Origin of the sequence: Chitinophaga sp. CF418, assembly GCF_900142925.1 — a bacterium.
Lineage (GTDB): Bacteria > Bacteroidota > Bacteroidia > Chitinophagales > Chitinophagaceae > Chitinophaga.
In genome coordinates this window covers 143,958-156,416 of the sequence record NZ_FRCN01000017.1, presented here as the reverse complement: position 1 = coordinate 156,416, position 12,459 = coordinate 143,958, and the positions used below count along the sequence as shown (strand labels likewise).

Sequence of the window (12,459 nt, the reverse complement as noted above, 5' to 3'; positions counted from 1 at the left end):
CAGCCAGGCTACTGCTGCACTTTAACATTTATTTAATGATTTTTCGAAATTTGTCCACCATTAACAAAATTCTGTGCAACCACTGAAAGAATATCGCTGCTTACTTTTAGGGTATTAAATCAATGCCTTAAACGACTAAGTTATGACACACTGGAAGATTGATGAATCACACAGCGAAATTGGATTCAAAGTAAAGCACCTGATGATCACTAACGTGAGTGGCTATTTCACAGACTTCACCGGAAGTATTGAGACCGACAGCGAGGATTTCCACGACGCAAGAATTACTTTTGAAGCGGCTACGGCCAGTATCAGCACCCTGAATAAACAAAGGGACGAACATTTGAAAGGCAGCGATTTCTTCGATACTGCACATCATCCCAAGATCGCTTTCGTATCTAAAAAAATCAAAAAGATTACTGAGGAAGACTATAAGGTGATAGGAGATCTGACCATCAAAGGGCATACGCATGCCATAGAGCTGGAGGTAGTGCGCAATGGTGTTGTGACAGATCCTTATGGTCAGGAAAAAGAAGGATTTTCCATCAAGGGACGCCTGCACCGCGCCGACTATGGCCTGCGCTGGAATGCGGCCACTGAAGCAGGAAGTATTGTACTGAGTGATGAGGTGAAGCTGCATATGGAGATCCAGCTGGTAAAAGTAACTGAACCGGTATTGGTTGCAGCAGCCCAATAAGGAGTTACTGATAGAAAGAAATGCTCTGAATAAAGAATATGATAGAAATAGGAATAGACAGTTTTGCCGCCAGGTTCAGCGACAATGCAGCGGCAGCATTGAGTGACAAAGATGCGATGTTCCAACTGCTGGAAAGGATGGAACACGCAGATAAATCTGGCCTGGATGTATTTGGTATTGGCGAGCATCACCGGAAAGGCTTCCTGGATGCAGCTCCTACACATATCCTGGCAGCGGCAGCCTCCCGTACAAAGCGTATAAAGCTGGCCAGTGCGGTGACAGTATTAAGTGCCATAGACCCGGTAAGGGCGTTTCAGAACTTCGCCACATTAGATCTGATCTCCGGCGGCCGGGCTGAAATGGTGGTGGGTAGAGGCTCTTTCACCGATGCTTTCCCCTTGTTCGGTTACAACCTGGATGATTATGACGATCTCTTTGCAGAGAAGCTGGACCTCTTACTGGAAATAAGGGACAATGAATTTGTGACCTGGTCGGGTAAATTCAGGCCTGCTTTAAAGAATCAGCCCGTCTATCCAAGACCTATCCAGGAACAGCTGCCTATCTGGCTGGGAGTGGGAGGAACACCACAATCGTTTGTTCGTGCAGGAGCACTGGGCTTGCCACTGATGGTGGCGATCATTGGCGGAGAGACGCACCATTTCCGTCCGCTGGTAGATCTGTATCGTGAAGCAGGAAGAAGGGCAGGACATGCACCGGAGAAACTGACGGTAGGTCTGCACTCCCTGGGATATCTTGCAGAGACTACGGAACAGGCCATCGAAGATTTCTACCCCGGATATGCTGCCAGTATGACCAAAGTAGGAAAGGAACGTGGCTGGCCTCCGATGACGAAAGATCGTTTTATGAGCCAGATGGGACCGACAGGTGCGTTATTAGTCGGCGGCGTGGAAGAGATTGCGGAAAAGGTATTACGTCATGCGAATGCTTTGGGAGGTATATCCAGGCTGACTTTCCAGATGGACTCTGCGGAAGTGTCACATGATAAACTGATGCATGCAATTGAGTTGATAGGGACGAAGCTCAAGCCTTTGGTGAATAAATAAACGAAGTGGTCTTGGTTCATCAGGTTCGCGTCGCTAAAACGACACTTAAAGTGGCTGTTCCAGAAAGGACCCGAACCTCAGGCCTGAGGTATAGTGTTAAATCCTTTTTCAAAAGGATTTAACACTATCAAAACTGCTTATCCCGGAAAAATACAAACTAGTCGGTAAGACTACTTACTAATCTGCTTTCAAATACTTCACCGGATTTGTCAGCGCTACTTTCAGCGCCTGATAACTCACTGTCAGTATCGCTACTACCAATGCAAATACGCCCGCCAGTACAAACATCCATACATTGATCGGAATGCGGTAGGCAAAGTTATTGAGCCATTTATCCATCGCCCACCAGGCTATAGGACAGGACAAAAGAATAGCTATGAATACCAGTTTCACAAAATCCCTCGAAAGTAATAATGCAATATAGGAAGAGGAAGCGCCCAGTACTTTCCGTATACTCACCTCTTTGATACGCAATTGCGCGGAATAAGCCGATAGTCCGAACAGCCCCATGCAGGATATAAATATTGCAAAGGCGGCGAAGGCTTTGAATATAATGCTCATCTGATTTTCAGATGCATAGAGCCGGTTAAGTTTATCATCAATGAAAGTATAGGTGAATGTACCTGTTGGTGTCAACGCCTTTATTTTCGCTTCCATGAAGGCTAGGGCCGCTTTTATCCGTCCGGGCTTTATTTTCAGTAACAGGTAATTGGCTCTGTAAGGGTCGTATTTGATAACAAGTGGATCTACAGGCGTATGCAGGGACGCAAAGTTAAAATTCTTCACTACCCCCACCACCGTACCGGTATCTCCATCAAGGATGAACCGCTCACCGACAGGCGATTTCAGGTGATAGGTCTTCACGGCTGATTCATTGATGATATACTCTTTGTGCTTTACAGCCGGCATCTGGTTGAAGAAGTTCCTGCCTTCCAGCAAAGGGATCTGTAAGGTGGGTAAAAGCCTTTCGTCCGACCACATGATACGGCTGTTGTCAAATTCCTGTGTAGGATCTGCCGACAATGGTGTGAAAGACTGTGAACTGAATCTGTCGCCGGGAAGCGTAGAAACGATGGAGAAGTCAGCAATATCAGGGCTTTGGCTGATATCATTGATCAATGAACCGAACTTTTGCCACATCGGTCCGTAGATAGTTACACCAGCAAGTTGTGTGCGGTCGAATCCAAGGTCTTTATCATGGAAAAACCTGATCTGCCGGTAGATCACTATTGTACTGATGATCATAAACACTGACACAACGAACTGAAAAATAACCAGTCCTTTCCTGACAGCATTCACAGACGATCCCGGCGTGCCCTTGCCTTTGAGTGCTGTGACAGGGTGGAAGTGCGCCACGCTCCACGCAGGATAACTACCCGCCAGCAAGCCGATGAAGATGATCAGTAATGCGATGATACCCAGGTTGGGCAAGGTAAGCAACTCAGACACATAAAATGAGCGGGATGCTATTTCATTGTAGGAAGGAATCGCTGTTTTGAATAATAGCAATGCTAATGCACTGGCGACCAGGGTAGTGATCAGCGATTCTGCCAGGAACTGTATGATCAACTGCTTTTGGGTTGCGCCTACCACTTTGCGCATGCCGATTTCCTTCATCCTGCCAAAAGCCTGCGCTGTATACAGGTTAATGAAATTGACCGCAGCGACGAGCAATATGAATAAGGCCGCCAGGGAGAAAATCCTGACATAGGTAATATCACTGTTAGGCGCCATTTCTTTTTCCAGTTTGGAGTGGAGATGGATGCCGGTGATGGGTTGCAGGCCGATCTCCCTATCTGCCAATATCTCTTCACGGGTCTCACCCGTTGGTAGGTAATATTTCACTGTAAAATCATTCAGCCGCGATCTTAACTTTTCAAAGGAAGTGGCTTTGTCCAGCTCTATATAGGTGTAAAAGCCGTTCCAGGTCCTGTTGGATAGCGACTGGTCATTCTGCTGGTGGTGAATGGTAGCCATAGACAGCAGGTAATCGAACTGCAGATGGGAAGGGTAAGTATGCTCACGGATAACGCCTGTTACCTTTAAAGGAGCGCCGTTCACAGCATCCTGCAGCACTTTGCCAATAGGATCGGCCCCGCCAAAATATCGCTGTGCCATCTTTTCGGTAATAACGATGTTATCAGGCTCCAGCAGCGCCCTGGCCTTATCTCCGGCTACAAAATCAAGATCAAATACGCTCGTTACCGTGGGGTCAGCAAAGTAGCCGTTTTTCTCCTCAAACTTGTTAATGGCGCCACCGGGACCAGTATAACTGAATACCTGGTAAGGATAGGGCCTGTGAAAGCGAACGGTATTGACCACTTCAGGAAAAGCTTCCTGTAGGGCGGGGCCGGTAGGAAAAGATGTGGCAGCCCAGTGACGGGCGTTTTCTCCCTTACCCAGTAAGGTAACACGGAAAATGCGGTTTGCTTTGGAATAGCCCTTGTCATAACTCAGCTCCTGTTTTACATGGAAGATGATGAGCAGGGCACAGGCCATTCCCAGTGCCAGACCGGCTATATTGATGGCGGTGAAGATTTTATTCTTCCAGAGATTGCGTAAGGCTATTTTAAGGTAACTCTGTAACATACAATGATGGAATATACTAAGGATCATCCAAGTAAGTGCCGGATTATTAAATCGTTAATAATCAGTAATGTACTAATAGGGGTAAGGACCAAAATGTCCGTTTTTAGTACAATATCTGTTCACTTTTAAAAAGTATCGCTGTAGTTCGGTAGTTTTGTAACGGATTTCAACCTATAGACGAACATGAAACATCTATCGATCATTAGCCTGGCCTTGCTTTTCAGCCTGATAAGTTACGGACAGGAGAACTGGACCTTAAAGACCAACAAGGATGGTATCGCCATCTATACCAAGACTATAGAAAACTCTAATTACAAGGGCATCAGGGTAAAGTGTTCTTTACCAGCTACCTTATCCCAGTTTGTAGCAGTGATTCTGGATGTTAACACGGCCACTGAATGGCTATACAGCACTAAATCAAGCTCTTTACTGAAACAGGTATCTCCCGCAGAGGTTTACTACTATTCTGAAGTTGGATTGCCCTGGCCGTTGAGTAACAGGGATTTCGTTTGTCATCTGACGGCGAGGCAGGACCCGCATACCAAAGTAGTGACTATTGATGGTCCCGTAGTGCCGGACTATATGCCGGAGAAAAACGGTATTGTACGTGTAACACGTTCCTCCGGGAAATGGATCATTACACCGGCAGAGAATAACATGGTGAACATTGAGTATACGCTGGAAGCTGATCCTGGTGGCAGTATTCCTGCATGGCTGGTGAACCTGTTTGCAACCAAAGGCCCTATGGAGTCTTTCAGAAAACTGAAAAACCAGATCAACAAGGCGCAGTATAAGAAAGTGCAGTATGCCTTTATAAAGAACTGACAGTTATCGGATTAAAATTTCTTCCCTGCAACTTTTCCTACATAAGTACCCTGCATTTGTCTGCCGGCTACAGTAATGTTGAAATCTATTGTAAAAGTTTCTCCGTTATTGCTGACATTCATGGTGCCTCCTGTTACACCCGTAATCTCTTGTCCGTTACCATATATGCCGCTGGGTGTATACTTTACTACTGCATTGGAAAAATGCTTCTTCCTGTCGTAAGCAGCGTTGTTACGATCCATGTACGTATATGTATGGGAGAAATAGAGGCTGTCGACAAAGATCTGTACAGCGTTTTCTATATACTCAGGCGCCTGTGGAAGATTGGTGAGCACTAATCCATCTGTACCTGTCCAGTAAGTATAGTCTGACAGGTAAGATTTCCCTTCTATCGTAAATTCCCCGCCTGTTGGTTTAAGTTCATTCCCCTTTTCCCCTTGCCCGTCTTTCTTGCATGCGCTGGCAAAAATGCCTGTCGCAAGCAGGAACAATGCGAGTTTCTTCATAGATCTATGGTTTGCAGTATGTGTTATTGTGGTAACAGGCTGATGCAGACCTGTTTACGTCTGCAAATATACATATTAATTTAATGGTTATATACCCCCGGAACAGAAAAGGAGATGTATAAAGGAGTTTCCTGAAAATTGCTTAAAGCCCTCAGGTACCCGGATAAAAAAAGCCTGTCGACCAACGGGCGGACAGGCTCTTTCTTATACTGATGATAATATCTGTTCTTACATGTTGTTGTAAATGTTCTGCATATCACGGGTCAGCTGATCATAGATCGGTTTGGTGAACTGCAGGAATAATTCCTGTGGAGGAGGGGGCGCTATATCTTCTCCAACCATCAGGGCCTTGTCTTCGTCGCTGAGCGCACGTTCATCGCCTTTATAGTATCCATACTGATTCAACCAGGTATAGCTACCCGGGAGCCTGTCGGTCCGGATGATATTGTTAGTCGCCACATCGATCAGCTGGTAGTCCAGCAGACCTTTGGAAACAACGGTAGCCTTTACAACATATACTTTCGCTTTTACGGTACCATAGCGATTGATGGTAGCCTTACCTGTACTGTCTTTTACGGTAGCTACAACGATCTCTTTGGAGACTTCTCTTTCTGAGCGGTCCACGTAGGTTTGTCCTACTATGAAATCGTTGAAACTCATTTCCAGGAACTGGTCAGGTTGTATTTTATTGGCACGGGCGATGCGTTCGTCAGTAAATTTCACAAAACGGTTGATGTTCCGCTGCTGCAGGTTACGGATCAGCACATCCCTGAACTGGTCGGCGCTGAACTGATAGTAGGGGGAGCGAACGTCTACGTGTCTTATCACCACATTCACAAGACCTCTCTGGAAAGATTCGTCCATGAGTTGTGCGGAATTGCGGTAATTAGGGATCAGACCGAGGGCTGCCTGGAATTCATCGAAGGCCTGCCTTGCAGCGGCTTTATCGCCCTGTTCCAGCAGGGACACGCCTCTGTCATACCTTACCTGGGCCGCATTCTCCTGGGCGCCGGTAATAGCATTACGATAATCTTTAGGTTTCACAATGGCCAGGGCTGCAGGAGAGGCGTGAATGCCATCATACAGACGCTGGAGTGCGCGGTATTCCGTGCGGATGTATTCCCATTTTAAAGGGTCGTTGGAGAGCATGTAACCATTGACTTTGTCTTCGTGGGAACGTTGAGCCTGTGTATAGGCCTGAGGAAGCAGTTGTAGTGAAACAGTGTGTTCTGGTTTTTTCTGTAATTTTTTTACGAACGCCATTACCGCTTCATCATAGCGGCCTTTATTGTACAGTTTTTCACCTGATTTACAGGACAGTATCAGTAGGATAGGGGCAATCAGCCACCAGAAACGGTTTTGCATATGCTCGAATATAAATTTTCTTATTTCAGGAATCTTCTGATCTCCCTGTCCGTTTCACGCTGTTTGATGCTTTCGCGTTTATCATGCAGCTTTTTACCTTTACCCAGGCCGATCTCTATCTTTGCCAGGCTTTTGTCGGTAATGAAGATGCGAAGCGGAATAATGCTATAGCCTTTTTCTTTTATCTTATTTTCAAGTTTCCGCAGTTCCCGCTTGGTCAGCAGTAGCTTACGTTCACGCAGGGGATCATGATTTGCATAAGTGCCGTGTGAGTACTCGGCGATATGCAGGCTTTTAACAAACAATTCTCCTTTTGAGAAATAGCAGAATGAGTCGTTGAAGCTTACCCTGCTCCCACGGATGGACTTGATCTCTGTGCCTGTCAACACCATGCCGGCAATATACTTATCCTCTATTGCGTACTCGAAATATGCCGATCTGTTCTTGAGTTCTGCCATCTTCTTTAATAATTTGGAGCTAAAAATTAGGAATTAAAGATTGAAATCCGGAAGCGCTTCCCTAATTCCAATCCTTAATTCCTAATTCCTGATTTCTTCAGTTTTGGTGCTTAGTGTTTAAATAATTCCAATAACACTGCCAGACGTTGTTTCATCTCCTTACGGTCGATGATCAGGTCCAGGAAGCCATGCTCCAGCAGGAATTCTGCGCTCTGGAAACCTTCCGGCAGGTCTTTTTTGATCGTTTCCTTGATAACACGCGGACCGGCAAACCCGATCAGTGCTTTAGGCTCGGCAACATTCAGGTCGCCCAGCATCGCGAAAGACGCAGTCACACCACCGGTGGTAGGGTCTGTCATCAGGGAAATATAAGGCAGCTTTGCTTCTGCCAGCTGTGTCAGTTTTGCGGACGTTTTTGCCATCTGCATCAGGGAGAAGGCACTTTCCATCATACGGGCGCCTCCTGATTTGGAGATGATCATCAACGGCATTTTGTTCGCAATGCAATAATCGATGGAACGGGCGATCTTTTCACCTACTACGGAACCCATAGAGCCACCAATGAAGGCAAAGTCCATACAGGCTATCACCAGGTCGTTGTCCTGTACCTTACCAACACCTACCCGCATTGCATCTTTCAGTCCTGATTTCTTCTGTGCGTCTATCAGTCTCGCGCCATAAGGCTTGAGGTCTTTAAATCCGAGGAAGTCTTTCGGATAGATGTTATCAAAAAGTTCTTCGAACTGATTATCGTCAAATAAGATTTCGAAATACTCAGCCGAATTGATGCGATTGTGGTAATTACACTTGTCGCATACATAATAGTGCTCCTTCAGATCCTTTACTGTAGAGGTTTTTTTGCAGTTAGGACATTTGTGCCACAACCCATCCGGCGCCTCTTTCTTTTCACTTGTAGACGTTTGAATGCCTTGTTTAATGCGCTTAAACCAGCTTGACATATTGTGCTATTAGGTTACAAAATAGTTGTGCAAGATACAAATTATATTAACTTCCAAAGTATTCTACCCCGAGATTTATACTTAAAGTACCTGGCAACCAATAATTTGATTGGAAAGATATATATATAAGTGGTATAATAAAAACGTATTTACAAAAAAATCCTCAGGAATGACTTCCTGAGGATCTATAAATTATACCGCTTCGCGGATTATGCGTTCCTGTTCACACAGTTCAGGTCCACAAAGGCTTCTTCCAGACGTTTAACGAAAGTTTCTTCGCCTTTACGCAGCCATACGCGTGGGTCATAGTATTTTTTATTTGGCTTATCTGCACCTTCCGGGTTACCCAGCTGTGCCTGCAGATAATCTCTCTTCGCTTCGTAGAAATCATGTACACCTTCCCAGAATGCCCACTGCATATCGGTATCGATGTTCATTTTGATTACACCGTAACCCAGCGCTTCGTTGATCTGGTGTTTAGGTGAACCGGAACCACCATGGAATACGTAGTATACTGGTTTAGGAGCAGTACCATGTTTCTTCTGGATGAATTCCTGGCTGTTGTGCAGGATCACAGGACGCAGTTCTACGTTACCTGGAGAGTAAACACCGTGTACGTTACCGAAAGCAGCAGCTACAGTGAAACGAGGGCCTACTTTAGACAGTGTTTCGTAAGCGTAAGCTACTTCTTCAGGCTGCGTATACAGTTTGTGGTTCTCAACGCCGGAGTTGTCCACACCATCTTCTTCACCACCAGTTACGCCCAGCTCGATCTCGATGGACATACCCAGCTTGTTCATTCTCTCGAAATATTTCAGGGAAGTTTCTATGTTCTCGTGCAGTGGCTCTTCAGAGAGGTCCAGCATGTGGGAGCTGTACAGTGGCTGACCGGTCTGTTTCATGAAAACTTCACCGGCATCCAGCAAACCATCGATCCATGGCAGCCATTTCTTAGCGGCGTGGTCAGTGTGCAGTACTACAGGAACACCGTAGTATTTTGCCACCTCGTGTACATGTTTTGCACCGGAGATACCACCGGCAATATTTGCCTGCAGTTTGTCGTTCGGCATTCCTTTACCGGCAAAGAACTGCGCGCCACCATTGGAAAACTGAATAATTACAGGTGAATTTACTTTGGCAGCGGTTTCCAGTACTGCGTTTACGGAATTGGTACCTACTACGTTAACAGCAGGCATTGCCCATGCGTTATTCTTGGCATCATTGTACAGCGCATCCAGCTCTTCGCCGAATAACACGCCAGCTCTGTATTTTCCCATAGCTTTCGGATTGTTTTACATTTAAGGACAGCAAATATAAGTACTAAAGATTAACTATTATAGTAGATTTCTGATTTAGAATTGTGTGAATCACAAAAAAATGAGTGATTTTTATAGGAATTCGTCATTTTTTCGGGCAAATTATTGTTGCTGGTCATAGATTTGGCCCTTCTGATTCGATATTGTCCGATGCATCCCACTCTCTCTTCCGGTTGTCTAAGGTTGATCTTTTCATATATTGCCTGTCAGCGTATCAGATGTGGTAATTCTCCCAATCTCTCCCTGAATTCCCGTAAATACACCGCCGCCTTCTCCAGCCGGCTGCCATACCAGGAAAACATTTCCCCATCCACCAGTTCAATACGTACCCCTGGCAATAGCCCCTGTAATTCCGCGATATGCTTTTCTTTAAAGGGGTAAGGCTCCGAAGAAAGTAGCACCAGCTGACAATCGCTGCTTTTCAGTTGGCCAAGGTCAATAACCGGGTAACGGGGCGTTCCGGTAAAAAGATTCTCAAACCGGCAATAGTTTAACATGGTATGAATAAAAGTATCTCCGCCCGCCACCATCCACGGTTCCCGCCAGATGAAATAAGCCGTGCGGAGCGGTGTCCGGCCCTGCATTGTTTCTTCCATATGCCTGAAACCGAGCGAGATATTGTCTGCTATCCGGCCTGCGTGTTCACTTTTGCCGGTCATGTTGCCGATACTCCTGATCATGTCCTGCGCATCATTCAGACAGTGGATATCGCTGACCCAGACAGGCACATGTTGCATCAGGTATTGCACCTGTTCTGCTGTATTTTCCTCCTTGTTGGCAATAACGAGATCGGGTTGTAGGGCGACTATCTGTTCCAGGTGCAGTTGTTTGGTTCCTCCTATACGTGTCTTATGCCGGAACCATTCGGCTGGATGGATACAGAATTTTGTAATGCCGATCACTTCTTCATCCAGTCCCAGGTCGTACAGTAATTCTGTCTGCGAAGGGACCAGTGAGATGATCCGGCGGGGCGGGTAAGGGATGCTCACTTCCCGCCCCAGCTGGTCTTTGTAAATATTTATTAACGGCATCAGCTGCCTGTTGTTTTTAGTAGGTTATTAACCGCTATGGCGCGAATATCAGCTTCCCAGGGCCTGGATGATGTCGTATTTCGTTACAATATGCGGCTTGCCGCCATCATCCTTGGTGATCACTGCCCCGTTCTCTTTGTTGATATAAACGCTTAGTTTCTCTATCGGCGTATCCATGCTCACTTCCGGGAAAGCAGCCTGCATGACCTGCTTGATCTGCGCATCTTTCAGGTTTACATCATCTATGAGGCGATTGAAAAGCCCTCCTTCGGAAATAGCCCCAACGATCTGGTTATTATGCAGTACCGGCAGGTGTTCAATGTCGTACTTCTTCATCTTCACAATAGCCTCACTCACTTTCTCCTCCTGGTCAATAGTCACCAGCGGCTGGTTGCGGCGGCCATTCACTACATCCTTGACGGTCTTCACATCCAGGAATCCGCGTTCCATCATCCACTGATCATTATAAACCTTCCCTACATAACGGCTGCCATGGTCATGGAAGATCACTACTACCAGGTCAGTCGGTTTCAGCCTGCTTTTCAGCTGTAATAAACCCGATATAGCTGATCCGGCGGAATATCCTACAAAAATACCTTCCTCCTTGGAAATGCGGCGGGCCATTACGGCGCCGTCCTTATCGGTCACCTTTTCAAAGTGATCGATCACGCTCATATCATAGTTCTGCGGTATGAAGTCTTCGCCAATACCCTCCGTGATATAAGGATATACCTCAGTCATGTCCAGTTCGCCGGTCTCATGGTATTTCTTCAGCAGGGAGCCGTAGCTGTCTATTGCCCATACCTGTATGTCCGGATTCTTCTCTTTCAGGAACTTACCAGCTCCCGTAATAGTACCTCCGGTACCTGTAGCTACCACCAGATGGGTGATCTTTCCGTCTGTCTGTTCCCAGATCTCCGGGCCTGTCTGTTCATAATGGGCATCCCTGTTGGCCAGGTTGTCGTACTGGTTCACGTAGAACGCGTTTGGAATTTCCTTCGCCAGCCTGCGAGCCACTGAGTAATAGGAACGGGGATCTTCCGGTTCCACATTCGTAGGACAGACGATCACTTCTGCGCCTACCGCTTTGAGTATATCTACTTTTTCCTTGGATTGCTTATCGGTGGTAGTAAAGATGCATTTATATCCTTTGATCACTGCAGCCAATGCCAGGCCCATACCGGTGTTACCGGAGGTTCCTTCGATGATGGTGCCGCCGGGTTTTAGCAGCCCCTGTTTCTCTGCCTCTTCGACCATTTTAACCGCCATGCGGTCCTTGATAGAGTTGCCGGGGTTAAAGAATTCAACTTTTGCCAGTACCGGACATGGAAGGCCGGCGGTAACGCGGTGTAATTTAACGAGGGGGGTGTTGCCGATTGTTTCGAGTATGCTATTGCAAAATTTCATATAAATCTTGTTGGACTCTGGCGAAAGTAAGGAATTTCCGCTTTTTAAGTCATCGTGCCCGATGCCTCTGGTGGGCCTAAAATGTGTTTTTCATTCCCGGAGGATCAACCGGTTCCCGGGGGTATTATGTTTTGTTGTGTTTACCGGATTTCCGGGGTTGCGCCCTATCCCCGGGGTTGCACCCCGGGCTACAAACACGTAACCCCTGACGGGGTTGTATTGTGTTTTGTTGTGGTTACCGG

At 46.4% G+C, this 12,459-nt stretch carries 11 protein-coding genes; 3 read left to right on the top strand and 8 right to left on the bottom strand.

The genetic code is table 11. The features are described from left to right. The first annotated feature begins 142 nt into the window (after positions 1–142). The gene (locus F3I09_RS30430) at positions 143–697 is read left to right on the top strand and encodes a YceI family protein (RefSeq protein ID WP_149698826.1); all 555 of its coding nucleotides are present in this window, start codon (positions 143–145) and stop codon (positions 695–697) included. A gap of 38 nt (positions 698–735) precedes the next feature. Then, positions 736–1,761: an LLM class flavin-dependent oxidoreductase gene (locus F3I09_RS30425; RefSeq protein WP_223233440.1), complete on the top strand. Its 1,026-nt coding sequence runs from the start codon at positions 736–738 to the stop codon at positions 1,759–1,761. 177 nt (positions 1,762–1,938) lie between these two features. On the opposite strand, the gene F3I09_RS30420 is transcribed toward F3I09_RS30425, so the two are convergent. Beyond that, entirely contained in the window at positions 1,939–4,350 is a 2,412-nt protein-coding gene (locus tag F3I09_RS30420) for an ABC transporter permease (RefSeq protein WP_149698825.1), read from the bottom strand. 183 nt (positions 4,351–4,533) lie between these two features. On the opposite strand from F3I09_RS30420, the gene F3I09_RS30415 reads away from it, so the two are divergent. Then, positions 4,534–5,175: an START domain-containing protein gene (locus F3I09_RS30415; protein ID WP_149698824.1), complete on the top strand. Its 642-nt coding sequence runs from the start codon at positions 4,534–4,536 to the stop codon at positions 5,173–5,175. Between the two features lie 11 nt (positions 5,176–5,186). Here the strand turns inward: F3I09_RS30415 and F3I09_RS30410 are convergent, their stop codons facing one another. The 7 genes from F3I09_RS30410 to F3I09_RS30380 form a co-directional block, all read right to left on the bottom strand. After that, complete coding sequence (locus F3I09_RS30410; protein ID WP_149698823.1) at positions 5,187–5,681, bottom strand: hypothetical protein; 495 nt, start codon at positions 5,679–5,681, stop codon at positions 5,187–5,189. A gap of 228 nt (positions 5,682–5,909) precedes the next feature. Continuing rightward, on the bottom strand, positions 5,910–7,046 hold the full coding sequence (locus F3I09_RS34240) for a hypothetical protein (protein WP_188134020.1): 1,137 nt from the start codon (positions 7,044–7,046) through the stop codon (positions 5,910–5,912). Between the two features lie 20 nt (positions 7,047–7,066). Beyond that, entirely contained in the window at positions 7,067–7,504 is a 438-nt protein-coding gene (smpB, locus tag F3I09_RS30400) for an SsrA-binding protein SmpB (RefSeq protein WP_149698822.1), read from the bottom strand. A gap of 110 nt (positions 7,505–7,614) precedes the next feature. Beyond that, positions 7,615–8,463: an acetyl-CoA carboxylase, carboxyltransferase subunit beta gene (gene accD, locus F3I09_RS30395; RefSeq protein WP_149698821.1), complete on the bottom strand. Its 849-nt coding sequence runs from the start codon at positions 8,461–8,463 to the stop codon at positions 7,615–7,617. Between the two features lie 209 nt (positions 8,464–8,672). Further along, positions 8,673–9,740, bottom strand: a complete 1,068-nt coding sequence (gene fbaA / locus F3I09_RS30390; protein ID WP_149698820.1) for a class II fructose-bisphosphate aldolase — start codon at positions 9,738–9,740, stop codon at positions 8,673–8,675. Between the two features lie 245 nt (positions 9,741–9,985). Then, positions 9,986–10,810 (bottom strand): ABC transporter substrate-binding protein, encoded by an 825-nt coding sequence (locus tag F3I09_RS30385; protein ID WP_149698819.1) that lies wholly within the window; start codon positions 10,808–10,810, stop codon positions 9,986–9,988. 48 nt (positions 10,811–10,858) lie between these two features. After that, a complete protein-coding gene (locus F3I09_RS30380) occupies positions 10,859–12,217 on the bottom strand; it encodes a pyridoxal-phosphate dependent enzyme (RefSeq protein WP_149698818.1) in 1,359 nt (452 codons plus the stop codon). Positions 12,218–12,459 lie beyond the last annotated feature (242 nt).